General features: G+C 67.0%; 24 protein-coding genes. 13 read left to right on the top strand and 11 right to left on the bottom strand.

The features are described 5' to 3' along the window. Nucleotides 1-103: 103 nt before the first annotated feature. The 3 genes from J0I47_RS04560 to moaB all read left to right on the top strand — a co-directional run bounded on the left by J0I47_RS04560 (nucleotide 104) and on the right by moaB (nucleotide 3198). Nucleotides 104-823 carry a uracil-DNA glycosylase family protein gene (locus J0I47_RS04560; RefSeq protein ID WP_294045245.1) on the top strand — a complete coding sequence of 240 codons (720 nt, stop codon included), beginning with the start codon at nucleotides 104-106 and terminating at the stop codon, nucleotides 821-823. Beyond that, nucleotides 820-2562, top strand: a complete 1743-nt coding sequence (locus tag J0I47_RS04565; RefSeq protein WP_294045246.1) for a lytic transglycosylase domain-containing protein — start codon at nucleotides 820-822, stop codon at nucleotides 2560-2562. The genes J0I47_RS04560 and J0I47_RS04565 overlap by 4 nt, the downstream gene beginning before the upstream one ends. Before the next feature lie 108 nt (nucleotides 2563-2670). Continuing rightward, entirely contained in the window at nucleotides 2671-3198 is a 528-nt protein-coding gene (gene moaB / locus J0I47_RS04570; protein ID WP_294045247.1) for a molybdenum cofactor biosynthesis protein B, read from the top strand. Nucleotides 3199-3204: 6 nt separating this feature from the next. On the opposite strand, the gene J0I47_RS04575 is transcribed toward moaB, so the two are convergent. Together J0I47_RS04575 and J0I47_RS04580 are read right to left on the bottom strand one after the other, a co-directional pair. Continuing rightward, complete coding sequence (locus J0I47_RS04575; RefSeq protein WP_294045248.1) at nucleotides 3205-3717, bottom strand: YbjN domain-containing protein; 513 nt, start codon at nucleotides 3715-3717, stop codon at nucleotides 3205-3207. A 60-nt stretch (nucleotides 3718-3777) separates the two neighbouring features. Continuing rightward, nucleotides 3778-4116, bottom strand: coding sequence for a VOC family protein (locus tag J0I47_RS04580; RefSeq protein ID WP_294045249.1), 339 nt, complete (start codon nucleotides 4114-4116; stop codon nucleotides 3778-3780). A 53-nt stretch (nucleotides 4117-4169) separates the two neighbouring features. Between J0I47_RS04580 and J0I47_RS04585 the strand changes: the two genes are divergently transcribed. Further along, nucleotides 4170-5240, top strand: a complete 1071-nt coding sequence (locus J0I47_RS04585) for a PA0069 family radical SAM protein (protein ID WP_294045250.1) — start codon at nucleotides 4170-4172, stop codon at nucleotides 5238-5240. A 75-nt stretch (nucleotides 5241-5315) separates the two neighbouring features. Beyond that, a complete protein-coding gene (locus J0I47_RS04590) occupies nucleotides 5316-5642 on the top strand; it encodes a hypothetical protein (RefSeq protein ID WP_294045251.1) in 327 nt (108 codons plus the stop codon). A 43-nt stretch (nucleotides 5643-5685) separates the two neighbouring features. On the opposite strand, the gene J0I47_RS04595 is transcribed toward J0I47_RS04590, so the two are convergent. The 3 genes from J0I47_RS04595 to J0I47_RS04605 are packed head-to-tail and all read right to left on the bottom strand — an operon-like array spanning nucleotide 5686 to nucleotide 12312. Then, nucleotides 5686-7284 (bottom strand): long-chain fatty acid--CoA ligase, encoded by a 1599-nt coding sequence (locus J0I47_RS04595; protein ID WP_294045859.1) that lies wholly within the window; start codon nucleotides 7282-7284, stop codon nucleotides 5686-5688. Nucleotides 7285-7341: 57 nt separating this feature from the next. Next, complete coding sequence (gene dnaE, locus J0I47_RS04600) at nucleotides 7342-10917, bottom strand: DNA polymerase III subunit alpha (protein ID WP_294045252.1); 3576 nt, start codon at nucleotides 10915-10917, stop codon at nucleotides 7342-7344. Between the two features lie 9 nt (nucleotides 10918-10926). Beyond that, the gene (locus J0I47_RS04605) at nucleotides 10927-12312 is read right to left on the bottom strand and encodes a hypothetical protein (protein ID WP_294045253.1); all 1386 of its coding nucleotides are present in this window, start codon (nucleotides 12310-12312) and stop codon (nucleotides 10927-10929) included. Between the two features lie 31 nt (nucleotides 12313-12343). Between J0I47_RS04605 and J0I47_RS04610 the strand changes: the two genes are divergently transcribed. Next, nucleotides 12344-12811: a hypothetical protein gene (locus tag J0I47_RS04610; RefSeq protein WP_294045254.1), complete on the top strand. Its 468-nt coding sequence runs from the start codon at nucleotides 12344-12346 to the stop codon at nucleotides 12809-12811. Here the strand turns inward: J0I47_RS04610 and J0I47_RS04615 are convergent. The 3 genes from J0I47_RS04615 to J0I47_RS04625 are packed head-to-tail and all read right to left on the bottom strand — an operon-like array spanning nucleotide 12808 to nucleotide 15267. Beyond that, a complete protein-coding gene (locus J0I47_RS04615) occupies nucleotides 12808-13287 on the bottom strand; it encodes a glutathione peroxidase (RefSeq protein ID WP_294045255.1) in 480 nt (159 codons plus the stop codon). The two genes, J0I47_RS04610 and J0I47_RS04615, sit on opposite strands and share 4 nt — an antisense overlap. Beyond that, entirely contained in the window at nucleotides 13284-14021 is a 738-nt protein-coding gene (locus J0I47_RS04620) for an ABC transporter ATP-binding protein (protein WP_294045256.1), read from the bottom strand. The genes J0I47_RS04615 and J0I47_RS04620 overlap by 4 nt, the downstream gene beginning before the upstream one ends. Then, nucleotides 14014-15267, bottom strand: a complete 1254-nt coding sequence (locus J0I47_RS04625; protein WP_294045860.1) for a lipoprotein-releasing ABC transporter permease subunit — start codon at nucleotides 15265-15267, stop codon at nucleotides 14014-14016. Before J0I47_RS04625 ends, J0I47_RS04620 begins: the two co-directional genes overlap by 8 nt. Nucleotides 15268-15870: 603 nt before the next feature. Between J0I47_RS04625 and J0I47_RS04630 the strand changes: the two genes are divergently transcribed. Together J0I47_RS04630 and J0I47_RS04635 are read left to right on the top strand one after the other, a co-directional pair. Further along, nucleotides 15871-16338, top strand: coding sequence for an Hsp20 family protein (locus J0I47_RS04630; RefSeq protein ID WP_294045257.1), 468 nt, complete (start codon nucleotides 15871-15873; stop codon nucleotides 16336-16338). Nucleotides 16339-16449: 111 nt separating this feature from the next. Continuing rightward, complete coding sequence (locus J0I47_RS04635; RefSeq protein ID WP_294045258.1) at nucleotides 16450-17343, top strand: diacylglycerol kinase family protein; 894 nt, start codon at nucleotides 16450-16452, stop codon at nucleotides 17341-17343. Nucleotides 17344-17420: 77 nt separating this feature from the next. Here J0I47_RS04635 and J0I47_RS04640 read toward each other — a convergent pair whose 3' ends face one another. From J0I47_RS04640 to secG, 3 genes are all read right to left on the bottom strand, one after another. Beyond that, the gene (locus tag J0I47_RS04640) at nucleotides 17421-18212 is read right to left on the bottom strand and encodes a PEPxxWA-CTERM sorting domain-containing protein (RefSeq protein WP_294045259.1); all 792 of its coding nucleotides are present in this window, start codon (nucleotides 18210-18212) and stop codon (nucleotides 17421-17423) included. 131 nt (nucleotides 18213-18343) lie between these two features. Continuing rightward, on the bottom strand, nucleotides 18344-19978 hold the full coding sequence (locus J0I47_RS04645; protein WP_294045260.1) for a CTP synthase: 1635 nt from the start codon (nucleotides 19976-19978) through the stop codon (nucleotides 18344-18346). A 100-nt stretch (nucleotides 19979-20078) separates the two neighbouring features. Further along, nucleotides 20079-20513, bottom strand: a complete 435-nt coding sequence (secG, locus tag J0I47_RS04650; RefSeq protein WP_294045862.1) for a preprotein translocase subunit SecG — start codon at nucleotides 20511-20513, stop codon at nucleotides 20079-20081. Nucleotides 20514-20776: 263 nt separating this feature from the next. On the opposite strand from secG, the gene J0I47_RS04655 reads away from it, so the two are divergent. From J0I47_RS04655 to pgl, 5 genes are all read left to right on the top strand, one after another. Then, nucleotides 20777-21097 (top strand): MarR family transcriptional regulator, encoded by a 321-nt coding sequence (locus tag J0I47_RS04655; RefSeq protein ID WP_294045864.1) that lies wholly within the window; start codon nucleotides 20777-20779, stop codon nucleotides 21095-21097. After that, nucleotides 21033-21407: an SH3 domain-containing protein gene (locus tag J0I47_RS04660; protein ID WP_294045261.1), complete on the top strand. Its 375-nt coding sequence runs from the start codon at nucleotides 21033-21035 to the stop codon at nucleotides 21405-21407. Before J0I47_RS04655 ends, J0I47_RS04660 begins: the two co-directional genes overlap by 65 nt. Then, complete coding sequence (argC, locus tag J0I47_RS04665) at nucleotides 21404-22321, top strand: N-acetyl-gamma-glutamyl-phosphate reductase (protein ID WP_294045262.1); 918 nt, start codon at nucleotides 21404-21406, stop codon at nucleotides 22319-22321. Before J0I47_RS04660 ends, argC begins: the two co-directional genes overlap by 4 nt. Nucleotides 22322-22375: 54 nt before the next feature. Next, on the top strand, nucleotides 22376-23842 hold the full coding sequence (gene zwf, locus J0I47_RS04670; RefSeq protein ID WP_294045263.1) for a glucose-6-phosphate dehydrogenase: 1467 nt from the start codon (nucleotides 22376-22378) through the stop codon (nucleotides 23840-23842). 100 nt (nucleotides 23843-23942) lie between these two features. Further along, nucleotides 23943-24656, top strand: a complete 714-nt coding sequence (pgl, locus tag J0I47_RS04675) for a 6-phosphogluconolactonase (protein WP_294045264.1) — start codon at nucleotides 23943-23945, stop codon at nucleotides 24654-24656. Nucleotides 24657-24667 lie beyond the last annotated feature (11 nt).

Consider the following 24667-nt stretch of genomic DNA (forward strand, 5'->3'; position numbering starts at 1 on the left):
GCGTCGGCCGGACCGATCATCGCACGATGACAACGGTTTGTCGGAACATGCGGTGCCCGTGAATTGACCCCGCCGTCAACCTCGGCTGCTATGCAAAACGGGTATGGGGGCTGACCAGAATCACGATTGGCGGGCGAGCATCGCCAGTGCACTCGAATGGTGGCGGGATGCCGGCGTCGATTGCGAGCTCGATGAGGTGCCGCGCGACTGGCTGGCGCGCGCGCCGATCGCCGCGCCCGTTACCCCGGCGATCGCTGCCGCTGCTGTACCCGCATTGCCCGACACACTCGATGCCTTCGTCGCCTGGCGGATCGGCGAGGCCGCGCCCGAGGGTCGCTGGCCGGGCCGGCCGATGGCGCCGCAAGGCTCAGCCGCGAGCGGGCTGATGGTCGTGGTCGACATGCCCGATCGCGAGGACGAGGCGGCGGGTGCGCTGCTGTCGGGTGCGGCCGGGCGGCTGTTCGACCGGATGCTCGCCGCGATCGGGCGCGACCGGCAATCGATCCATCTCGCCAGCGTCGCGGTGAAGCGTCCGCCGGCCGGTCGGCTGGCTGACGATGTCGCGCAGGATCTCGCCGCGTTGCTCCGCCATCACCTCGCCCTTGCCCGGCCGAAACGCATCCTCGCTCTCGGCAATGCGGCGAGCCGTGCGATCGCGGGGTTGGATGTCGCCAGCGCCCGCGGAAATTTACACGCCGTTAACCATGACGGTGGGACAAGCGACGTCGTGGCGAGCTTCCATCCGCGCTTCCTGCTGGAACGTCCCGCCGCCAAGGCCGACGCCTGGAAAGACCTGAGACTGTTGATCGGGGGGTTCGAGTGAAGGTGACGAAATTGCTGGCCGCGACCGCGCTGGCCCTGACCCCGTTGCTTCCCGCCGCGGCGCATGCCGGCGAACCGGCCCCCAATCTGACCACCGGCGTAATGAGCCGCGGCATCCCTGCCTTGCTCGATGGCGAGCAGCGCGACGGCTATCGCGCGGTATTCAAATCGATCCACGACAGGAACTGGACCGACGCGCAGCTGCAACTGGCGCAGATGAAGCCCGGCCCGCTCCATTCGGTCGCGGAGGCCGAACTCTACATCGCCAAGGGCTCTCCCAAGGTGGACGACGCGGCGTTGCTCGCCGTGCTGACCGCCGCCCCCGAACTGCCGGAAGCGCCGGCGATCGCCCGCATCCTGACGACGCGCGGGGTCGCCGTGCCGACCCTGCCGACGCAGCAGCGACTGATCTGGCGCAACGGCGCCTCGGTTCGCACGCGCGCCAAGGCGACGAAGCTCGACCTTGCCGCCGCCGATCTGACGCTCAAGATGCAGCCTTATATCAAGGGTGACATGGGCCCCGAGGCGCAGGCGCTGCTGGAGGCGACCCCCAACCTCACCCCCGACGCGCAGACCGAATGGCAGCAGCGCATCGCGTGGATCTATTTCCTGCAGGGCGACAATGCGAACGCGCGGTCGATGGCGGCGAAGGCGCGCGTTGGCAGCGGCGACTGGGCCGTTCAGGGCGACTGGGTCGGCGCGCTCGCCGCGTGGCGCCAGCATGACTGCGCCGCCGCCGGGGCCGGCTTCGTCGACGTCGCCGCCCGGGCGAGCGACGTCGAACTGCGCGCGGCCGGGCTATATTGGGCATCGCGCGCCGACATGCAGTGCGGCCATCCCGAGCGGGTCGAGGCGCGGCTCAAGAACGCCGCCCAGCTCGACGAAACCTTCTACGGCATGCTCGCGCGCCAGCAGCTCGGCATCCAGGATCGCCCGCGCGGCGGCGACGAGCTGATGCTCGCCGATTGGGACAAACTGTCGAACCGCCCGAACGTCCGTGTGGCGGCTGCCCTGGTCGAGATCGGCGAGACCGACCTGGCCGATGACGTGCTGCGCCAGCAGGCGAAGATCGGCCCGGCGACCGAATATTCGTCGCTGGTCCGCCTGACCGAAAGCCTCGACCTGCCCGAGACGCTGATGTGGCTGGGCAACAATTGCCCGCAAGGGACGACGCCGCCGACGATCGCGCGCTTCCCCGCGCCGAAATGGGCGCCGGACGGCGGCTGGCGCGTCGACAAGGCACTGATCTACGCCCACGCGCTCCAGGAATCGCGGTTCCGCCGCAACGTCATCAGCCCGGCCGGCGCCTATGGCGTGATGCAGATCGTGCCGGCGGCGGCGACCGATTATGCGCGCGAGCGTGGTATCACGATCGATCGCGGCGCCCTCGCCCAGCCCTCGGTCAACATGGCGGTCGGCCAGCGCACGCTCGAACGGCTGAGCACCCAGAGCTTCAGCGGCGGCCTGCTGCCCAAGGTGATCGCCGCCTACAATGCCGGCCCGCTGCCGGTGACCGAGTGGAACACGATCGTGCGCGACGGCGGCGATCCGCTGCTGTGGATCGAATCGATCCCCTATTGGGAAACGCGCGGGTACGTGACCACGGTGCTGCGCAATTACTGGATGTACGAGAAAAAGGACGGCCGCACAACCTCCGCCAGCCGTGCGGCGCTGGCGCAGGGGATGTGGCCGAAATTCCCGGGCCTGCCGGGGCCGAGCGCGGTGCGGTTGATCAAATAGGATTTCGTATTCCCGCGAAAGCGGGAATCCAGAGTCGCGTCCGATCCGCTTAGAGACCCTGGGCTCCTGCTTTCGCAGGAGCACTGAACGATGATAAGGCAGATTAGCATGCCCATCGATGAAACCCGCATCTTCCAGCCTGTCGCCATCGCCGTCCTGACCGTCTCCGACACGCGCGGACCCGACGACGATCGGTCCGGCGACACGCTGGTCGAGCGGCTGACGAGCGCCGGCCACACCCTCGCCGCCCGTGCGATCGAACGCGACGACCTCGACGCGATCGTGGATCGGCTGGCGCACTGGATCGACGAACCGGCGATCGACGTGATCCTGACGACCGGCGGCACCGGCGTCACTGGCCGCGACGTGACGCCCGAAGCGATCGAGGCGGTTGCGGAGAAGATGATCCCCGGCTTCGGCGAACTGTTCCGCTGGCAGAGCTATGCGACCATCGGCACCTCTACCATCCAGTCGCGCGCGACCGCCTGCGTCGCCGGCGGCACCTACATCTTCGCGCTGCCCGGCTCGACCGGCGCGGTGAAGGACGCGTGGGACGGCATCCTCCGCGACCAGCTCGACAGCCGCTTCCGTCCCTGCAACTTCGTCGAACTGATGCCGCGCCTGACCGAGCGGTAGGCCGCGTCAGCTCTTGGCCGGCAGAGCGCCGAGATACTGATCGACATCGCCGATCGTCGACCCCAGCCACTCGATCAGGTCGAGGAAATTCGCCTTGTTGAGGCCGCCGATCGTCGAGACGTCATGATCGAAGATCATCCGACCGTCGTCCAGCACATACGCGCGAAAGAGCCGCTTTTCGACGTTCCATTTGTTGGCGACCGCGAGCGAGAAAGTGGGATCGGTCTTGAACGTGATGCGAAACTGGATCGCCTTGCACTGCTTGTGCTCGGTACAGTCATAGAACAGGATCGCGACGTTGCGGCCCTTGATAAGGCTGTCGATCTCCGGATCGCCGTCACGGTCAACGGTCAATGCCGGCTTGTATCCCGCCGATTGCAGTGCCGCCACGATCGTTCCCGGATCACTTGCGCAGATCATGCCGGTCGGACACGTCGCGGTATCGCTAGCCGTCGCCGAACCAGCATTGCTCGCCGCCAGCGTCATCGCCAGCAGCGCGAATCGATATTTCCGTCGCATGATCCCCCCTCGATGCCGTGCCCCAACCTATCGGCAATGGAGACGACGGCAAGCGTTCCGCTAGCGCGCCGCCTGCATCGCCGCCAGTTCGTTGCCGCTCGGGTCGCGGAAGTGGAAGCGGCGGCCGCCGGGAAAGGCGAAGATCGGCTGCGTCACCGTGCCGCCCGCCGACGTCACCGCGGTCAGCGTCGTGTCGAGATCCTCGACCTCGATCACCGGCAACGGCGCCGTGGTCCATTCGGCGCGATCGCCTTGCAGCCCGAGATCGGCGGGACCGCCGCCGGTCGCGGCATAGGTCGGGCCGTAATCGGTGAAGTCCCAGCCAAACGCGCTCGCATAGAAATCCTTGGCCGTCGCGGTGCTCTGCACCGGCAGTTCGACGTAATTGAGCTTTGCCATCCTTGCCTCCCGATGTTCTTGCTATGTTCTAGAGATGCGACTAGCCTTGGGCAATGGTAAAATTCCGTCCCGTTCGCGGCGCGACCGTCAATCGCGAAAGCACGCGGTTCGGCCTGGCCGAGCGGCTGGCGGACGGCGACTGGCTCGATGCGGTCGCGGATATCGACGGCGCCCCACCGCCGCTGCGCACGACGGTGACGGTCGAGACGCCGCGCACGATCATCGCGCGGAACCAGTCGCCCGACGTGCCGTTCGATCGCTCGGTCAATCCCTATCGCGGCTGCGAGCATGGCTGCATCTATTGCTTCGCGCGGCCGAGCCACGCCTATCACGACCTCTCGCCCGGTCTCGATTTCGAGAGCAAGCTGTTCGCCAAGCCGACCGCGCCCGATCTGCTGCGCGAGGAACTGGCCAAGCCCGGCTATGTCTGCCGCCCGATCGCGTTCGGGACGAACACCGATCCCTATCAGCCGATCGAATCGCACTGGCGGATCACGCGTAATTGCCTGAAGGTACTGGCGGAGACCGATCATCCGCTGACCATCACGACCAAGTCCGATCGGGTCACGCGCGACATCGACCTGCTCGCGCCGATGGCGGCGAAGGGGCTGGTGGCGGTCGCGCTGTCGGTGACGTCGCTCGACAGCCAGATCGCGCGAACGGTCGAGCCGCGCGCGCCACATCCGGAGCGGCGGTTGACCGCGGTGCGGCGGCTGACCGATGCCGGTATCCCGACCTTCGTGTCGATCGCTCCGGTCATCCCGGCGATCACCGACCACGAGATCGAGCATATCGTCGAGCGCGCGGCCGAAAGCGGCGCGCGCGGCGTGTTCTTCCTGCCGGTGCGTCTGCCGCACGAAGTCGCGCCGCTGTTCCGCGCGTGGCTCGACGCGCATTTCCCCGATCGCGCTGGCAAGGTGATGGCGATCATCCGCTCGATCCGCGGTGGGCGGGACAACGACCCCGATTTCTTCTCGCGGATGAAGGGGCAAGGACCGTGGGCGGAACTGCTGCGGACCCGGTTCCAGATCGCGATGCGCAAGCACGGTCTCGGCAACGAGCGGATCGCGGTGCGCACCGACCTGTTCCGTTCGCCGCGCGGCGCGCAGGGCGAACTATTCTGACGGATCGAAAGACAAGTCCGCTCGTTCTGCCAAAGTCCGGACATTTCAGATACTAACCGAGATCAGGAGACCAACGTGGCTGACGACAATCAGGCCGGCGGTGCCGGCGCGCGCAACGACGACGATATGACCAACGCCGGCACGACCGGTGCGGACCAGGGCGGCCAAGGTGGTGCCGGCGGCATGGGCAGCGGTGGCGCGACGGGCAACGATTTCGGCCAAAGCAGCGGGATCGGTTCGTCGGGCGGCCAGGGTGGCGCGGACACCGGTGCCGGCAACGACATGGACGATGACGACGAGTCGAACGACGGCGACCGGGACGACATGGTCACCGGCGGCGATGGAGACAATCCCGGCGGAACGTCGGGTAGCGCCGCCGGCCAACCGGGAACCGACCGATAACGAAAGATCGGGAGCCGCCGCGCGGCGGTGGCTCCCCTTCCCCTCAAGCGGCGGTCGCCAACTTGTAATCCTTGTACCGCGCGCGCAGTTCGGTCTTGAGCAACTTGCCCGTCGCCGTGTGCGGCAAATCGTCCACGAACACGATCTCGTCGGGCAACCACCATTTGGCGACATGCTTGGCGAGGTGCGCGGTGACTTCCTGCGCCGTCACGTTGCTACCTGGCTTGCGCACGATCAGCAGCAGCGGCCGTTCGTCCCACTTCGGGTGCTGCACGCCGATCGCCGCCGCCTCCCCGACGCCAGGACAGCCGACCGCGGCATTTTCGAGATCGACCGAGCTGATCCATTCACCGCCCGACTTGATGACGTCCTTGGCGCGATCGGTGATCTGCATCGTGCCGTCCGGATGCAACAGCGCGACATCGCCGGTGTCGAACCACTGATCGGCATCGACTGCCTCGCGCTCCGCTTTGAAATAGCGCTTCACCACCCACGGGCCGCGGACCTGCAACCGGCCCGAGGTAATACCGTCGCGCGGCAGGACGGCATCGGCGTCGTCGACGATCCGAAGCTCGATGCCGAACGGAATCTGTCCCTGCTTCGACACGTGATCGAGCTGCTCGTCGCGGCTGAGATCGTCCCAGTGCGGCGGTGGCGCGCCGGCGGTGCCGATCGGCGAGGTTTCGGTCATCCCCCACAGATGCTTGACCGTTGCGCCCATTCCCATGATCCGCTCGATCATCGCGCGCGGTGCCGCCGATCCGCCGATCACGACCTGTTGGATATGCTCAGGGCGCTGGCCGGTCGCGTCGATATGCTGGAACATTGCCAGCCACACGGTCGGCACCCCGGCCGAATGCGTCACCTTCTCCTGGTTCATCAGCCGGCACAGCACTGCGGCGTCGTTGGTCGCGGCATAAACTAGCTTCGCTCCCGACAGCGCGCACGCGAACGGCAAGCCCCAGGCGGCGGCGTGGAACAGCGGCACCACCGGCAGCACCACCGCACGCGACGACAGGTTGAGGAGGTCGGGCGCCACCGCGGCCATCGCGTGGATGACGGTCGAGCGATGTTCGTATTGCACACCCTTCGGATTGCCGGTCGTCCCGCTGGTGTAACAGATCATGCACGGATCGCGCTCCGGCCCCTCGTGCCAGCGGTAGTCTCCATCCTCACCGTCGAGGATCGCCTGGAACCCCGCCGGCCCTTCATCGTCGAACGCGACATAATGCTCGATCGAGGTCCATTGCGGCTTGAGCCGATCGACCAGCGGCTGGAACTGCCTGTCGTAGAACAGCACCCGGTCCTCGGCATGATTGGCGATATAGACCAGTTGCTCGTCGAACAGCCGCGGGTTGATCGTGTGGATGACGCCGCCCATGCCGATCGTGCCGTACCAGGCGGTCAGGTGGTGGTGATGGTTCATCGCCAGCGTGGCGACGCGATCGCCCGGCACCAGGCCCTGTTTCTCCAGCCATTGCGCGAGCTTGCGCGCGTCGTGGTGGATGCCGGCCCAGTCCGTCCGCGTCTCGCGCCCGTCCGCCCAATAACTGACGAGCTCGCGTCCCCCATGTTCGCGCGCGGCGTGATCGAGCAGCCGCATCACGCGCAGCTCGAAATCCTGCATCGCCCCCAGGGTCATCGTCACTCTCCGCTCCGTGCTTATCCCGCGCACTATTCCGTGACGGCCGAGCGGTGTCTACCCTACCAGTGCGAGACGCTGTGGCGGAGCGATCGACACCTCGGCGCCGGTGACGCCGGGGATCGTGGCGAGCCGGTCGGCAAGTTCGACGTCGAGCAGGAAGTCGCGTCCCAGCAGGATCGTCGCGTGGCCACCATCCGGCAACGTCGCGGTCAGCCGCGCCTCGCCCCGCGCACCACGCGCCTCGGCCAGCAGCGCGGCGATGCCGCCGATCGCCGCAATGTCGTCGATCGCGATGGCGAGCGTCATGCGAGTCGAGGTGGCGAGGCTCTCGAACGGCTGGATTCGCTTGACCGTGACGCGCGGCGTCTCCTCACCCGCCCGGCGATCGAGCTCGACCGTCAGCAGCCCGCAGCCGCCGTTGCGCGCCGCTTCCTCCAGGTCCCCCGCGACCATGTCGTCGAAGCAGGTCACGATGAACTGGCCCGACGGATCGGACATCGTCGCCATCATGTATCGCCGCCCCTTGGCGGAGGTGCGCCAGCGCGCTTCCTCGACCAAAGCCGCCATCACCGCGCCGGCGCGCCCGCCCTCCGGGATCGGCACATCGCCCAGATCGGCGAAGCGCCGCGCGCCGTGCATCTTCGCCAGTTGCGCGAAACGATCGACCGGATGGGCGGAGAAATAGAAACCGAACGCCTCCTTCTCCTGCTCCATCCGCTCGGCCAGCGTCCAGCGCGCCGACAGCGGCAGCTTGATGTGCGTGCCCGAAGCCTCGCTCTCGCCGAACAGGCCGCCCTGCCCGCTCGTCTTCTGCTCGTGGACGCGCGCCGCCGTCGCCAGCACGGTTTCGGCACACGCGTAGATGCCGGCGCGATTGGCGTCGATCGCATCGAACGCGCCGGCCGCAGCCAGCGTCTCCAGCTGGCGCTTGTTGAGCAGGCGCGGATCGACCCGATGCGCGAAATCGTCGAGGCTGGCGAACGTGCCGCGCCCCTCGCGCTCCTCGACCAGCTTCTCCATCGCCCCTTCGCCGACCGACTTGAGGCCGGCGAGCGCATAGCGAACCGCCAATTTCTGCCCGTGCTCCTGCGGAAGCAGGAGCCCAGGGTCACTAGCGCTACGCTCCTGGCTCTGGATTCCTGCTTGCGCAGGAATACTGGCTATCTCCTGCACGTCGAACTCGGCCAGGCTGGCATTCACGTCGGGCGGTAGGATTTCGACCCCCAGCCGGCGCATGTCGTCGACGAACACCGCCAGTTTGTCGGTCAGGTGGATGTCGTAACACATGGACGCGGCAAAGAATTCCCCCGGATGATGCGCCTTCAGCCACGCCGTCTGGTACGCGAGTAGCGCGTAGGCCGCGGCGTGGCTCTTGTTGAAGCCATAGCCGGCGAACTTGTCGATCAAGTCGAACAGCTCGTTGGCCTTCGCCTTGTCGATGCCGTGCGCTTCCTTGCAGCCGGCGACGAACGTGTCGCGCTGCGCGTCCATCTCCGCCTTGATCTTCTTGCCCATCGCGCGACGCAGCAGGTCGGCGCCGCCGAGCGAATAGCCCGCCAGCACCTGCGCCGCCTGCATCACCTGTTCCTGATAGACGAAGATGCCGTAGGTCTCGGCCAGGATCGGTTCGAGCAAGGGATGCGGGTAGGTGATCGGCTCCTGCCCGTTCTTGCGCCGGCCGAAGCTCGGGATGTTGTCCATCGGGCCGGGGCGGTAAAGCGAGACGAGCGCGATGATGTCGCCGAAATTGGACGGGCGCACCGCCGACAGCGTGCGCCGCATCCCTTCCGATTCGAGCTGAAACACGCCGACCGTATCGCCGCGCTGGAGCAGCTTGTAGACGCCCTCGTCGTCCCAGGTCAGCGCGTCGAGGTCGAGCGCGATGCCGCGCTTCGCCAGCAAAGCGACCGCCTTCTTCAGCACCGACAGCGTCTTGAGGCCGAGGAAGTCGAACTTCACGAGGCCGGCGCCTTCGACATATTTCATGTCGAACTGCGTGACCGGCATATCGGAGCGCGGGTCGCGATAGAGCGGGACCAGCTCGGCGAGTGGACGGTCGCCGATCACCACGCCGGCGGCGTGGGTCGAGCTGTGTCGCGGCAGCCCCTCCAGCTTCATCGCCAGGTCGAGCAGGTGGCGTACGTCCTTGTCGCCGCGATATTCGGCGGCGAGCTCGGTCACGCCGTTGAGCGCGCGGTCGAGCGTCCACGGATCGGTCGGATGGTTGGGCACCAGCTTGGCGAGGCGATCGACCTGGCCGTAGCTCATCTGGAGCACGCGGCCGGTATCCTTGAGCACCGCGCGCGCCTTCATCGTCCCGAAGGTGATGATCTGCGCGACCTGATCGCGGCCGTACTTCGCCTGGACGTAGCGGATCACCTCGCCACGCCGGGTTTCGCAGAAATCGATGTCGAAGTCGGGCATCGACACGCGTTCCGGATTGAGGAAGCGTTCGAACAGCAGGCCGAGCTTGATCGGATCGAGATCGGTGATCGTCAGCGCCCAGGCGACCACGCTGCCGGCACCCGACCCGCGCCCCGGCCCGACCGGGATGTCGTTCGCCTTCGCCCATTGGATGAAGTCGGCGACGATCAGGAAATAGCCGGGGAAGCCCATGCTGATGATGACGTCGAGTTCGAATTCGAGGCGGTCGCGGTATTCCTGCTCCCAGCCGGGCTCACCGCCCGTGCCGAGTTCGAGGATGCGGTCGAGCCGCGCCCGTAAGCCCGCGCGTCCGGCCTCGCGCAACGCCTCGGCTTCGGCGCTCGGATCGCCGGCGAGGCTCGGCAGAATCGGCTTGCGCTTGGGTGCCGCGACCGCGCAGCGCTGTGCCACAACCAGGGTATTGGCGATCGCCTCGGGCAGGTCGGCGAACAGCGCGCGCATGTCCTTGGCTGGCTTCATCCACGCATCGGGCGAGCTTTTCGGGCGATCGTCGCTGGCGACGTAGCTTGACGAGGCGATGCACAGCATCGTGTCGTGCGCCTCGCGGAAATCCTCTTCCGCGAAGCAGCACGGATTGGTCGCGACGATCGGCAGGTTGCGCGCATAGGCTAGGTCGAGCAACTCGCCTTCCGCCTTGCCCTCGACCGGATCGAACCGCCGCGCGATCTCGATATAGAGCCGGTCGCCGAAGATCGCCTGCAACCGGTCGGCATAGGCGTGCGCCCGATCGGGCTGGTCCTCTGCGAACAGTCGCGCGAGCGCGCCCTCCCCGCCCGCGGTCAGCGCGATCAGCCCGTCCGAATGTGCGGCGAGCTTGTCGATATCCACATGCGGAGCCTGCTCGACCGGGCGGCCGAGATGCGCGTCGCTGACCAGCCGGCACAGGTTGAGATACCCCGCCTCGTCCTGCGCATAGAGCGCGAGCCAGTCGGTCTGCACCGCCGCCCCCTCGGGCAGATCAGGCCGCGCGACCCCTAGCATCGTGCCGATGACCGGTTGCACCCCGGCATCGCTCGCCGCGCCGGAGAATTGCATGGCGGCGTAGAGCCCGTTGCGGTCGGTCAGGGCGGCGGCGGGAAAGCCCAGTTCGCGCGCGCGCTTGGCGATCGCCTTCGGCTCGATCGCGCCGTCGAGCATCGTATAGGACGAAAAGATACGCAGGGGCACGAAGCCGGAATGGGGCATGCGCCGATGTTAGGGAGTGGCCGGCCCCAAGGGAAGCACCGGGGCGGCGTTATCCACAGCGTTCCGCCGGTCCGCGCCACGCTTCGGCGCGGTGAGCGACAGCCGGTCGGCCAGCCCGCCGACCGCCACGATCGCCGGCCAGAAGATGAAGCTGTTGAGCGCGGCATCGATCGCCGCGAGCAGGACAATCAGCGCGACGATGCCGACGTTGATCTTCAGGCTCCCGCGCACCAGCGCCAGCACCGGCGCCACCAGCATCGCCGCCATCATCAGCGCGAGCCCCGCCAGACCGTATTGCCCGACCGTCAGCATCGGCACACCCCACGGCCGATACCCGACCGGCATCCACCAGTCCCACCGTCCCCAGCCGAGCAGCAGATGCTGGTGGATCAGCGGCATGACCTTCTGGTCTTGCGAGATGCGCCAAAGGAACGAGCCGCGCCCGGTACTGCGGACGATCGCCAGGATGTGCTCGCCGACCGCGGTGTGACGCGCGATCCGCTCGAACGGCACGATGCCGGACACGTACAGCGCCGCCAGCGCGATCAGTCCGCCGCCCGCCAGCTTCCACCAGCGCGCCGGCACCCGGACGCGCCCGCTCCACGCCAGCACGCCGACCGCCAGCAACGCGATCGCGCCGACCGACTGGCTGGCGACCGCTGCGATCGCCAGCACGATCGCACCCGGACGCCACTTGATGTCACGCCGCACCAGCACGATCGCCGCCAGCGCCGCCATCGCGATCCAGATGCCGTACTGGTTGCCGTCCTCGAACATCGCCAGCGGACGGTGGCCGAGATAGCGCTCGACACCGTCCTTCTGGTATGGATGCCGGCCGTAGAACATCTCGTAGACGAGCGGGCCGTGGACCAGCTCGACCATCGCGACGAGCAACAGCGCCATCCCGCTCCACGCCATCCCTTCGAGCAGCGCGACCGCGCCGTCCTCGCCGGCGAAATAGAGTTTGCCGAGCAGCCAGCTCCCGCCCCATGCCGCCAGTAGATAAGCCGATTGCGTCGCGCCACCTGCGATGTCGCCCGCCACGATCGCGCGCAGCAACGGCCACGCGCACCACGCCAGGATCGCCGCGTCGAGCGGACGCCAGCGTAGCGCCAGCCAGCGGCGATGGTCGCGGACCAGGCTGACGATGCAGGTGACCATTGCGACCACCGCCGCCTTGCTGACCAGCATGTTGGCCGGCAGCACCAGCCCCATGATCTCGATCGGCGTCGCCGGCCCATGGGTGTATGGCGGGTAGGCCCCGACCGGCAGCAGCAGCCAGCCGCCGAAATAGCACCACGCCGCCGTGGCGCGCCCCGGACGCAGCACGAACCCCGCCAGCGCGAGCAGCGCGAAGGCGCCATAGACCCAGGCTATACGGTGCGTGTCGATCACCCTATTCCCCCGCCGTCCCTTTGGAGCAGTCATGAACCCCACGCAACTCGTCGGTACGATCGGCTGTGCCATGGCGGCACTCGCCTGCCTGTCGCGACGCGACCGCCGCTGGATCGCGCCGGCCTCGGTATTCATGGGCATGCTGGTCGATTTGCAACTGAACACGCGGTACGCGGTGCGGACCGCGGCGGAGAATTTCCTGTTCGCCCACGGCTTGCCGTTCGCGGAGAAGCGGCCGTTCCAGGTCGTCGTACTGATCGTCGCGGCGATCGTGCTGGTATTGGCGATCCGCTGGTTCGCGCGCGGCAAGAATGGGCTGCGCGAGGCGCGGCTCGGGGCGATCCTGATCGCGGCGCTGTGGATGATCGAGGCGATCTCGCTCCACGCGACCGATCACATCATGTGGGCGCCGGCCGGCCCGATCCTGCTCGGCGCGTGGCTCTGGCTGGCCGCCTGCGCGCTGGCGATCTGGGGCGCGCTGTTCGGGCGGCGGCGCTAGAGCAGCTTCTCGATGTCGGCGGCGATATCCTCGGGCTTGGTCGTCGGCGCATAGCGTTCGACCACCTGCCCGTCGCGCCCGACCAGGAACTTGGTGAAGTTCCACTTGATCCCCGTCGTACCCAGGAACCCCGGCGCCTGCTTCTTCAGCTCGGCAAAGAGCGGGTCGGCATCCGATCCGTTGACCTCGATCTTGGCGAAGACCGGAAAGGTCACGTCGTAGGTCGTCGAACAGAAATTCGCGATCTCCGCCGCATCGCCCGGCTCCTGAGCGCCGAACTGGTTGCACGGAAAGCCCAGCACTTCGAACCCGCGATCGGCGAAGCGGCGATGCAATGCCTCCAGCCCCTCATATTGCGGCGTGAACCCGCATTTCGACGCGACGTTGACCACCAGCAGCACCTTGCCGGCGTAAGTGCCAAGATCGGTATCGCCACCATCGGCGGCCTTCACGTGGAGGTCGGTGATCGCGGTCATGCGGCGTCTCCCTGCAACTGCCCTTCGTGCAGCCGTACCACGCGATCCATCCGCGCCGCCATCCGCTCGTTATGCGTCGCGACCAAGGCGGCCGAGCCTTCCTGCCGCACCAACCGCAGGAACTCGGCCAACACGATATCGGCGGTCGCTTCGTCGAGGTTGCCGGTGGGCTCGTCGGCCAGGATCAGCGGCGGGCGATTGGCGAGCGCGCGGGCGACCGCGACTCGCTGTTGCTCGCCGCCCGACAGCTGGGCCGGCTTGTGCGTCAGCCGCGGACCGAGACCGAGCGCGGTGAGCAATTCGTCGGCACGCGCGTCGGCCACATCCCGCTCGGCGCCGTGGATCAACTGGGGCAGCACGACATTCTCGCGCGCGGTGAAGTCGGGCAGCAGATGGTGGAACTGATAGACGAAGCCGAGCGCGTCACGACGCAACGTCGTCCGCGCGGCGGCATCGAGTTGCGACGCTTCGGTCCCGGCGATGCGGATCGACCCACCGAACCCGCCTTCGAGCAGGCCGACCGCCTGGAGCAAGGTGGACTTGCCCGAGCCCGACGGGCCGAGCAACGCGACGATCTCACCGCTCGCCACTTGCAGGTCGACGCCGCGCAGGACGTGGATCGTCGCCCCGCCTTGTTCGAACGACCGCGTGAGCCCGGTCGTCTGGAGTACCGCGCCGCCGTCGGACGCGGCCAAGCCGCGCCGGCCGTGCGTCGCTTCGCTTGCATCACTCATAACGCAACACCTGCACCGGATCGGTCCCGGCCGCCTTGAACGCCGGATACAGCGTCGCGAGGAACGTCAGCAGCAGCGCGACCAGAATGATCGCGACGATCTCGACCGGGTTGGGCTTCGATGGGAGTTCAGTCAGGAAACGGATCGACGGGTCCCACAAATTCTGCCCCGTGATCCTGCCGACCAGCGCCAGCACCTGATGCCGCACCGCCAGCGTCGCAAAGCCCAGGATCGTCCCCGCCGCCGTGCCGAGCACGCCGATCGTCGTCCCTACCGTCATGAAGATCCGCACCAGCGACCCGCGCGTCGCTCCCATCGTGCGCAGGATCGCGATATCGCGAGTCTTCGCGCGCACCAGCATGATGAGCGACGAGGCGATGTTGAACGCCGCGACCAGAATGATGATGCAGCCGATCACGAACATCACGACCTGCTCGACCGCCAGCGCCTGGAACAATTCGGTGTTCATCTCGCGCCAGTCGCGGATCACCGCGCGGCCCTGCACCTTCGGGCGCAGCGATGCGAGGATCTCGCCGACCTTGTCGGGGTTGGCCGTCTTGACCTCGATCATCCCGACCGTGTCGCTGGGCAGCAGCAGCAGTTGCTGTGCATCCTCCATCGGCATCACGACATAGGCCTTGTCGTAATCGTACACGCCGACCGTGAAGATCGCGCCGACCGTGTAGGAGATCATCCGCGGCACGGTGCCCATCGGGGTGGACTGGCCGGACGGGTTCCAGATCGTGATGTCGTCGCCGATATCGATGCCCAGCGCCTCCGCCAGGCGCGATCCGATCGCGACTCGCCCGCTGCCCGGGGTGACGCTCGCCAAGCTGCCGACGACGACGTTCTTCGCGATCGTCGGATTGGCGCGCATGTCCGCCGCGCGCATCCCGCGCAACAGGACAAATTCGACGCGACCGTTGTGCGTCGCCATAAGAGGCTGTTCGATCAGCGGCGTCGCGCTGGTGACGCCCGGCGTCGCATTGGTGTCGGCCAGCACCGACTGCCAATCGCGCAATTGCCCGCTATAGCCCTGAACGATGGCATGGCCGTTCAGTCCGACGATCTTGTCGAACAGCTCCGCGCGAAACCCGTTCATCACGCTCATCACGATGACCAGCGCCCAGACGCCGAGCAGCACCGCACCCAGGCTGAACCCGGCGACCACCGCGATGAACCGCTCGCCCTTGCCGGGCAGCAGGTAGCGCCGCGCGATCATCCGTTCGTAGCGTGACAGGAGTATGGCCCAAGTCCTTCGATCGCGTTCGCCGCCGCTCTAGGGGGCGCGGCGGCGTCAGGCAACCGAGCGGTTGCTGTGGCGGAATCGTCACAGGGTTGGGGCAATCGGAGTCGCGCCCGGCGTTTGCCGGTGACAAACCGACTGGCGATACCGTAACACCATCACATCGAAACGCAGGTCAGAGGCCGTGGTTCGGGGAATCGCTTCCAGCTCCGCTCTAAAGGGCGCGCGGGCGGAGGCACCAAGGGGGCTGACGAGCAATCGTCACGCAGGCGACCGGGTCGGGAACGATCCGGTCGTTTGCATTTGGGCGGATTAGCGACGCTAATCCGCGGTGCGCGCAGCGCATCGCCCAAATCGGCTACCGGATTGGCGTAGTCGCTCCGAGACGGCGGCTTAGCCGCCGGCGGCCTTTTCGTCCCTTCGTCATTCTCAACCGTTCCGCATGCGGGTCGACGAGTTGGTCCTCCGCTCTCAAGGAGGTGACCGGCGGTGACGGTCGATGCCGCCATCTTGAAACCCTTCGAAACCCTCCCAAATCAGTCGTGTCGCGATGCCCACATGGGGTCGCGGCGCAACCGTCATCGCTCTTCTGGAGGATTACATATGCGACAGTTCGACCTGACTCCCTATCGCCGATCGACGATCGGCTTCGACCGCCTGTTCGACATGCTCGAAGCGTCGGCGCGGCAGAGCGGGGACAATTATCCGCCGTTCAACCTCGAGCGCACCGCCGAGGATCAGTATCGCATCACGCTCGCCGTCGCCGGCTTTCGCCGCGACGAAATCGAGATCGTCGCGCAGCAGAACCTGCTGACGGTCAAGGGCAAGAAGGACAAGGATGCCGACCAGTCGGCGTTCCTGCACCTGGGCATCGCGACGCGCAGTTTCGAGCGGCGTTTCGAACTCGCCGACTTCATCCGCGTCGACGACGCGCGGCTCAACGACGGTCTCTTGACCATCGACCTGATCCGCGAAGTGCCCGAGGCGATGAAGCCCAAGAGCATCGCGATCAAGACCGGCGCACCGCTGGCCGCGATCGATACCGCGGCCGACGAAAGCAAGGCCGCGTAACCGCTACGGCGCTTTCTCCCTCCCTTGGTGAGCGCCGACGAGGCGTCCGGATCGCGAGGTCCGGGCGCCTTTATCATTGAGTGCGCGATCTTTGTGTGCGCATCACGGGGCATGACTCGCCTCCCCGTCATCGTGAACCGCAACGGCGGCACTGCCAGCAAGCTCGGCGACAAGCTGGAGGCGAGGTTGCGCGACGCGTTCGCGCCGACTGGTGCAGACGCCGACATCCAGTTGCTGGATGGCAAGGACATGCCCGACGCGATCGCCACGGGCGCGCGGCAGGGCCGCGTCGTGGTGGCGGGCGGCGACGGGACGGCGGCGTGCGCGGCGGGGCAGCTGGCGGGCGAGGATGCGGAGCTCGGGCTGCTGCCGCTCGGGACGCTCAACCATCTCGCACGCGATCTCGGCCTGCCGGACACGCTGGAGGACGCCGCGCGACTGGCCGCGACCGGCACGGCGACCGCGATCGACGTCGCCGAGGTCAACGGCCACGTCTTCGTCAACAACGCCTCGGTCGGGCTCTATCCGATGATGGTGCGCGAGCGCGAAGGGCATCAGGACGAGAAGGGCTGGCCGAAATGGCTGGCGGCGCTCCCCGCGGCGTGGGCGGCGCTGGAGCGGTTGCCGCATCATCGCCTGACGCTCGATCTCGGCAAGGGCGAGCGGACGATCGTGACCCCGCTGCTGTTCGTCGGCAACAACGTCTATTCGCTGGCGGCGGGCCGGGTCGGGCAGCGGAAGACGCTGACCGGCGGCAAGCTGTCAGTTTATGCCGTGTCGCGGCGCGGGAGGCTGGCGCTGATCTGGTTCGCGTTGCGGACCTTGGTCGGGCGGGCCGAACGCCGACTCGACTTCGAGACGCTGGGCGAATGCGAGACGCTGACGGTGCGGTCGGCCGGCGAGTCGATCGAGATCGCGCTCGACGGCGAGGTCGAGCGCCTGGAGTCGCCGCTCGAATTCCGCATCCGGCCGGGCGCGCTCAAGGTCGTGACGACACAGCCCTGACCGGCCGAACGGCGGACGCCCGAAGACACCCACCGCCAGCTATTCCATATTTCTAAAGCGGTCGCTCGGCCGAAGCGTCAGGCGATCGCCGTGCTCGTCGCCGCGGCCCGGCGGCGTAGGCTCGCGCCGACCATGCCGAAGCCCAGGATCATCATCGCCCAGGTCGCCGGCTCCGGCACTGCCGGGATCTGGCGAGTCACCGCCAGGCCGGCGAGCTTGAACCCGTCGTCGCGGCTGGTGCTGAGCACCGACGCGCTGACCAGCCAGACCTGTGAGAAGCCGGTCGAGCTGAGATCGCGATAGCCCGAGTTCGAATTGCCCAGCGTCGTCGACCAGTTGGTCGTCGGCATCGACGACAGCGCGACCGCGCCGTTCCACGTCGACGGCGTCAGCGCCGATCCGTTCCATACGCTGGCGTCGCTGTCGTCCGCATAGCCGTCGAGGCCGTACAAGTTCAGCGTGCCGCCATCGATGTGGACGGCGCTGTTGAACTGGAGGAGCACGAAATCGGTGTAGCCGCCGGTATTGTCGATCTGGTGCTGGCCGCCGCCGCCCGCGACCCACTGGTAGTTGGACCAGCCCATGTCGCCCGAGCCGGTGACGCCGAACCCGCCGGTATAGGCACCGAGATACGCCGAGGTGATCGCGCCGGTCGACTGGTTCGCCTGCCACGCGCTGATCTTGACCTTCAGGGTCGCATCGTTCTGCGCGTTCAGCGTGACCGAATTGCCGGCGGTACCGCTCAGCGACGAACTGCACGCCGCCTGTGTCGTCGAACCGCCATTCACGCAGATACCGTTGAAGGTGACACCGGCATGAGCACTGATCGGAACGAGCAGCGGCGCCATCCAAGCCACGAGCCGCGACAACTTCATCTCTTATACCCCCGTTGCCGCCTGCTTCCCCCGCAGGCCGGCGAATCGAGGACTATATTTACGATTCGTTCAGCTTTTAAAAGAGCTTCGCGAAATCGACGCTGTGCGGAAACGGGACTCGGCCGTCAGACCAGCCGGCTCTGGCGCACCGCCGCGGCGATGAAGCTGGCGAACAGCGGGTGCGGGTCGAACGGTTTCGACTTCAGTTCGGGATGGAACTGCACGCCGACGAACCAGGGATGGTCGGGCCGCTCGACGATTTCGGGCAGCATGCCGTCGGGCGACATCCCGCTGAACACGAGCCCGCCCTGCTCCAGCCGCTCGCGATAGCCGGTGTTCACCTCGTAGCGGTGGCGGTGCCGCTCGCTGATATCGGTCCCGCCATAGATCGAGGCGACGACGCTGTTCCCCGCCAGTTTCGCGTCATAGGCGCCCAGCCGCATCGTCCCGCCCAGGTCGCCCCCCGCCTCGCGCTTCTGCACGCCCTCGGCCGACATCCATTCGGTGATGATGCCGACCACCGGCTCGGGTGTCGGGCCGAACTCGGTCGAGCTCGCCTCGGCCACACCGGCCAGGTTCCGCGCGCCTTCGATACACGCCATCTGCATCCCGAAGCAGATGCCGAAATAGGGCACGTTGCGTTCGCGCGCGAACTTCACGCTGGCGATCTTGCCCTCCGCGCCGCGCTCGCCGAACGCGCCGGGGACCAGGATCGCGTGGCACGGTTCGAGCGCGGCGGCGACGTCGGCCTCGTCATGCTCGAACACTTCGGCGTCGATCCAGCGGACGTTGACCTTCACCCGGTTGGCGATGCCGCCATGGACCAGCGCCTCGTTGAGCGATTTGTAGGCATCCTGCAACCCGACATATTTGCCGACGACGCCGACCGTAACCTCGCCTTCCGGATTGGTCAGCCGGTCGGTGATGTCGGCCCAGCTCGAGAGATCGGGCTTGCCCTCGGCCGCGATGCCGAAGGCGTCGAGCACGGCCTCGTCGAGGCCCTCGGCATGGTACTGCGCCGGCACCGCATAGATGCTCTTCGCGTCGAGTGCCGGAATGACCGCGGCGGCAGGGACGTTGCAGAACAGGGCGATCTTGGCGCGCTCGCTCGCGGGCAACGGCTGCTCGCACCGGCAGACCAGCACGTCGGGCGCGACGCCCAGCGCGGCGAGTTCGCGGACCGAATGCTGGGTCGGCTTGGTCTTCAATTCGCCCGCGGCCGCGATGTACGGCACCAGGGTCACGTGGACGCTGATCGAATTGCCGCGGCCGAGGTCGTTGCGCAACTGGCGGATCGCCTCGATGAACGGCAGCGACTCGATGTCGCCGACCGTCCCGCCGATCTCGCACAGGACGAAGTCGAGGTCGTCGGTCTCGGCCAGCGCGAACGCCTTGATCGCATCGGTCACGTGCGGGATCACCTGCACCGTCGCGCCGAGATAGTCGCCGCGCCGTTCGCGCTGGATGATCTGCTGATAGATTCGGCCCGAGGTCACATTGTCCGACTGCCGCGCCGCGACGCCGGTGAAGCGCTCGTAGTGCCCCAGATCGAGGTCGGTCTCCGCCCCGTCGTCGGTCACGTAGACCTCGCCATGCTGATACGGGCTCATCGTGCCCGGATCGACGTTGAGATAGGGATCGAACTTGCGGATGCGCACGCGATAGCCGCGCGCCTGCAGCAACGCCGCGAGCGATGCCGCCATGAGACCCTTGCCAAGCGAGGAAACCACGCCGCCGGTAATGAAAATGAACCGCGCCATGGGAGGAAACGCCTAGCTTGGAAATGGGAGGGACGGCAAGCACGCGACTCCGCCGGCGCCGACAAAAATTGCCGCCGCCCGCGAGGGTCGCGCGGACCGGTTACTTCTTGGGTGCGGTGCCCTGCGGGTTGGCGGCATTTTCCTGCGGCGTCAGCGAACTGCCGAAGCTCAGGTTGCCGGTCCCCGCCGTATTGCCTGCCGCCGCATTGGCCGCATCGCCGAACGCGCCGCCCGGCGCCTGCTGCTGCGGCGCGGGTGCACGAGCCGCGGCCGGCGCAGTGCGGTTGATCGAGGTGTCGATCGACGTCGCATGCCGCGTCGCCGCCAGCACCGCGAGCACGATCGACAGCGCGACGAACGCCGTCGCCAGGATCGCCGTCATCCGCGTCAGGAAATCGGCCGCGCCGCGCGCCGACATCAGCCCGGCCGGGCTGCCGCCGCCGGTCAGTCCGCCACCTTCCGACCGCTGCACGAGAATCACCACGACCAGCCCGGCCGCGATGACGAAGTGAACGACGAGCAGGAAGGTGAACAGCATGAAGAAAGCGGCGCCTGTGATTGCGGGAGAAGGCGCGCACATAAGCGAGGCTCGGCGCGCGATCAACCTGTGCCGCCCGGCCGTCGCGGACCGCACGATCCCGAAAGCGTGGCTATTCTGTAACAATTGCCGCCAAAAACGAAACAAACCGCGACCTGCGCACGTTGTTACGGCACCGACCCGCCCCTGTTTCAGCAATGGATGCGAGCCAGACCATGAACGTCGCCGCCACTTTCGCCACTCCCCCGCTGACGAAATGGATGAACACGCTGGTCGACTATGTTCGCTCCGGCGAACCCGACCTGACCAATCGCCAGATGGCGCTGTTGCTCGTCGTGTATCTCAGTCCGGGCCCGCACACGGTGCGTGGGCTGGCGCGGGCGCTGAATGTCTCGAAACCAGTCGTCACGCGCGCCTTGAACAGACTGGGTGGCCTCGGCTATCTGCGCCGCCAGCGCGACGACAGCGACAAACGCAACATATTCGTCGCCCGCACCACCGAAGGGGCAGATTTTCTTGAAGGATTCGGACATTTTGTGGGAGAAGGCGAGTCAAGCCGAATCCGCCGCGCCACCGCATAAGAGTTTTGCGCTGACCGGACGATCGGTCGCGATCGACCCGCTGCACAACGCCGTCCGTCCCGATCTAGCCGATATCCGGCTGGCCGAATATGTCTTCGCGCCGCATTATGCTGCGCCGATGCCGTGCACACTGACGACGGCGGCAACGCTCCGCGCCGCGACGTCATCCGATTCGGAGGCGTTGGTCGAATTGCAAGCGGGCGAGCCGTTCGAATGCCTGGAGGTACTGCGCGAAGTCGCGTGGGGCGTCGCGCCCGATCGTCGGCTGGCAGGCTATGTCGATCGGCGGGCGTTGGACCGGCTGTCGTGAGCGTCCATGTCTTCATCGACGGCGGCCACGGCACGACCGGGCTGGAGATCGCCGAGCGGCTGGCCGGCCGTGACGACATCACCCTGATCGCGCTGGACGACGCGCGCCGCAAGGATGCCGGCGCGCGCGCAGAAGCACTCAACAGTTCCGATATCGCGATCCTCTGCCTGCCCGACGATGCGGCGCGCGAGGCGGTGGCGATGATCGCGAACGACCGCACGCGCGTGATCGACGCATCGAGCGCCCATCGCGTCGCCGATGGATGGACGTATGGCTTTCCAGAGCTTGGCTTCGACGTGGCGAGTGCGCGATTCGTGTCGAATCCCGGCTGCTACCCGACCGGCTTCCTCGCTCTGGTTGCGCCGCTGGTGCGCGCGGGCATCGTTCCGCGGGATTGGCCGCTGACGGTCAACGCCGTGTCGGGTTATTCCGGCGGCGGCAAGGCGCTGATCGAGCGGTTCGAAAGCGACGCGACGCTGGCCTTCCGCGATTACGGGCTCGGCCTGGAGCACAAGCATGTGCCGGAAATGCAGCGCCACGCTGGATTGGAACACGCACCGATCTTCGCGCCGACGGTCGCACGCGCCTTTCGGGGTATGATCGTTGAGGTGCCGCTGCCTCTCGCCGCCCTCCCGGATGCGCCGAGCTCGGCGGCTGTGCTCGACGCATTGGCCGTCGCCTTCGACGGCACTGCGGCGGTGAAAGTTCATGCCGACCGACCCGACGAATTGCTGTTGGCGGTCAACGAGCATCCGAACGATCGACTCGACCTCTACGTTTTCGCCGGGCCGGACGATCGGCAAGTGAGACTGGTCGCCACATTGGACAATCTCGGCAAGGGCGCGACGGGTGCGGCGGTGCAGAACCTCAACATCATGGCGGGGTTCGATCCCACCGCGGGCTTGACGCTCTGATCCTGCCGTCTAGGGCCTGTCGCCGGCCCCGTTGACCGAACGAAGGACGATCGCATGCAGACCCGCCAGCCGCTCGACAAACTGCTGCTGTTCGGGGCGACCGGCGACCTGTCGCAACGGATGCTGCTGCCGTCGCTCTACGGGCTGGACGAGGACGGGCTGCTGCCGGCCGACATGACGATCACCGGCACCGCGCGGACGGTGTTCGAGGACGACGCGTTCCGCAAGTTCGCGAAGGCGGCGCTGGAAAAATTCCTGCCCGAGGACCGCAAGGACAAGGACAAGATCGCGTCCTTCCTGAAGCGCCTCAACTACCAGGCGCTCGACGCGACCCAGCCCGATCATTTCAAGGACCTGTCCGACGAACTCGGCGACACGTCGAAGGGTCTGGCAATCTTCCTGTCGACCGCGCCCAGCTTGTTCGAGCCGACCATCAAGGGGCTGGAAAAGGCCGGCCTGGCGCATGGCAACGTCCGGATCGGGCTGGAAAAACCGCTCGGCTACGACCTCGCCTCCAGCCGTGAGATCAACGACGCGGTCGCGCGCGTCTTCCCCGAGGACCGCATCTTCCGGATCGACCATTATCTGGGCAAGGAAACCGTCCAGAACATCCTGGCGCTGCGCTTCGGCAACTCGTTCTTCGAACCGGTGTGGAACTCGCAAGGGATCGATAACATCCAGATCACGATCGCCGAGACGGTCGGGCTGGAGGAACGCGCGGGCTATTATGACGGCGCGGGCGCCCTGCGCGACATGATTACCAATCACGCGCTCCAGCTGCTCGCGCTGATCGCGATGGAGCCGCCGGCGCGCTACGACAAGGACGCGATCCGCGACGAAAAGGCCAAGGTCTTCCGCAGCCTGCACATCATGGCGCCGGAGGAAGTGCCGCATCTGACGGTCACCGGCCAGTATGGCGCCGGCGCGGTCGACGGCCAGATCGTGAAGTCGTATCAGGACGAACTCGGCAAGCCGTCCACCACCGAGACCTTCGTCGCGATCAAGGCGCAGATCGAGAATTGGCGCTGGCAGGGCGTGCCCTTCTACCTCCGCACCGGCAAGCGCATGGCGGTCCGGCGCAGCGAGATCGCGATCCAGTTCAAGCCGGTCCCGCACTCGATGTTCGCGGGGCGCGGCGGGCTGCTCCAGCCCAACGTGCTGACGATCCGGTTGCAGCCGGAGGAATATATCCAGATGCTCATCATGGCGAAGGAGCCGGGTCTGGACCGCGACGGCGTGCATCTGCGCGAAGTGCCGCTCAACCTCAGCCTCGACGCCGAATTCGCCGGCAAGCGCCGCCGAATCGCCTATGAGCGCCTGCTGCTCGACCTGATCGAGGGCGACCAGACGCTGTTCGTCCGCCGCGACGAGGTCGAGGCCCAATGGGCCTGGACCGACGCTATCCGCGCCGGCTGGGCGGCGAACGACATGAAGCCCAAGAGCTACGCCTCAGGCAGCTGGGGCCCGTCGACCTCGATCGCGCTGACCGAACGCGACGGCGTGACCTGGCAGGACGACTAACGGTCTTGTGCTCCTGCGAAAGCAGGAGCCTAGAGCCAAAAGCGAGGGCCTCCGTGGCCCTGGGCTCCTGCTTTCGCAGGAGCACGACGAGGAACCGATAATGCCGATCAACGAAGAAATCGAATGGTGGGATTATGAAGATGCCGACGAGATGGCCGAGGCCGTCGCCGGCGACATCCAGTTCATCATCGAAAGCGCGATCGACGCGCGCGGCGCGGCGGTCATCGCGCTCGCCGGGGGCAAGACGCCCCTGCCGGCCTATGCCAGGCTCAGCGAGGCCAAGCTCGACTGGAAACGGGTGACGATCATTCCCGGTGACGAGCGCATCGTGCCGCTCGGCGACCCGCTGTCGAACGTGACCTCGCTCGCGAAGACGTTCCTGCCCAAGGGCGCGCGGGTGATGCCGATCGTGCCGGCCGCGACTCCGGACTACAAGGCGGCGGGACGGTCGGCCGACGCGCTGATGCAGGACCTGCACTGGCCGCTCGACCTCTGCCTGCTCGGCGTCGGCGGTGACGGGCATACTGCGTCCATCTTCCCTGGTCCCGATTTCGACGAGGCGCTTAACGGCCCGAAGGAACGTCGCGCGCTCGGTGTGATGCCCGATCCGCTGCCGCCCGAAGCGCCGGTCGCCCGCGTGACGCTCAGCCGCGCGGCGATCGTCTCGTCAGCCGCAGTGATGATCGCCGTGACGGGCGCCGCGAAGAAGAAGGTGATCGAGGACGCGATCGCGCAGGGGCCGAGCTCACCCTACCCGATCGGCCGCGTGCTGGCGGATACCGAACTGCCGGTCGATATCCACTGGGCGCCGTAGAGCATACGTAT

This window comes from Sphingomonas sp., assembly GCF_017304635.1.
Classification (GTDB): domain Bacteria; phylum Pseudomonadota; class Alphaproteobacteria; order Sphingomonadales; family Sphingomonadaceae; genus Sphingomonas.

Excerpts from the sequence above, each read along its gene's own strand:
- dnaE (WP_294045252.1), bottom strand. The coding sequence starts at position 10,917 with ATGCCCCATTCCGGCTTCGTGCCCCTGCGTATCTTTTCGTCCTATACG.
- J0I47_RS04630 (WP_294045257.1), top strand. The coding sequence starts at position 15,871 with ATGCGACAGTTCGACCTGACTCCCTATCGCCGATCGACGATCGGCTTC.
- J0I47_RS04615 (WP_294045255.1), bottom strand. The coding sequence starts at position 13,287 with ATGACCGCGATCACCGACCTCCACGTGAAGGCCGCCGATGGTGGCGAT.
- pgl (WP_294045264.1), top strand. The coding sequence starts at position 23,943 with ATGCCGATCAACGAAGAAATCGAATGGTGGGATTATGAAGATGCCGAC.
- J0I47_RS04610 (WP_294045254.1), top strand. The coding sequence starts at position 12,344 with ATGAACCCCACGCAACTCGTCGGTACGATCGGCTGTGCCATGGCGGCA.
- J0I47_RS04635 (WP_294045258.1), top strand. The coding sequence starts at position 16,450 with ATGACTCGCCTCCCCGTCATCGTGAACCGCAACGGCGGCACTGCCAGC.
- zwf (WP_294045263.1), top strand. The coding sequence starts at position 22,376 with ATGCAGACCCGCCAGCCGCTCGACAAACTGCTGCTGTTCGGGGCGACC.
- J0I47_RS04585 (WP_294045250.1), top strand. The coding sequence starts at position 4,170 with ATGGTAAAATTCCGTCCCGTTCGCGGCGCGACCGTCAATCGCGAAAGC.
- moaB (WP_294045247.1), top strand. The coding sequence starts at position 2,671 with ATGCCCATCGATGAAACCCGCATCTTCCAGCCTGTCGCCATCGCCGTC.
- J0I47_RS04655 (WP_294045864.1), top strand. The coding sequence starts at position 20,777 with ATGAACACGCTGGTCGACTATGTTCGCTCCGGCGAACCCGACCTGACC.
- J0I47_RS04575 (WP_294045248.1), bottom strand. The coding sequence starts at position 3,717 with ATGCGACGGAAATATCGATTCGCGCTGCTGGCGATGACGCTGGCGGCG.
- J0I47_RS04580 (WP_294045249.1), bottom strand. The coding sequence starts at position 4,116 with ATGGCAAAGCTCAATTACGTCGAACTGCCGGTGCAGAGCACCGCGACG.
- J0I47_RS04560 (WP_294045245.1), top strand. The coding sequence starts at position 104 with ATGGGGGCTGACCAGAATCACGATTGGCGGGCGAGCATCGCCAGTGCA.
- J0I47_RS04645 (WP_294045260.1), bottom strand. The coding sequence starts at position 19,978 with ATGGCGCGGTTCATTTTCATTACCGGCGGCGTGGTTTCCTCGCTTGGC.
- J0I47_RS04595 (WP_294045859.1), bottom strand. The coding sequence starts at position 7,284 with ATGACCCTGGGGGCGATGCAGGATTTCGAGCTGCGCGTGATGCGGCTG.
- J0I47_RS04620 (WP_294045256.1), bottom strand. The coding sequence starts at position 14,021 with ATGAGTGATGCAAGCGAAGCGACGCACGGCCGGCGCGGCTTGGCCGCG.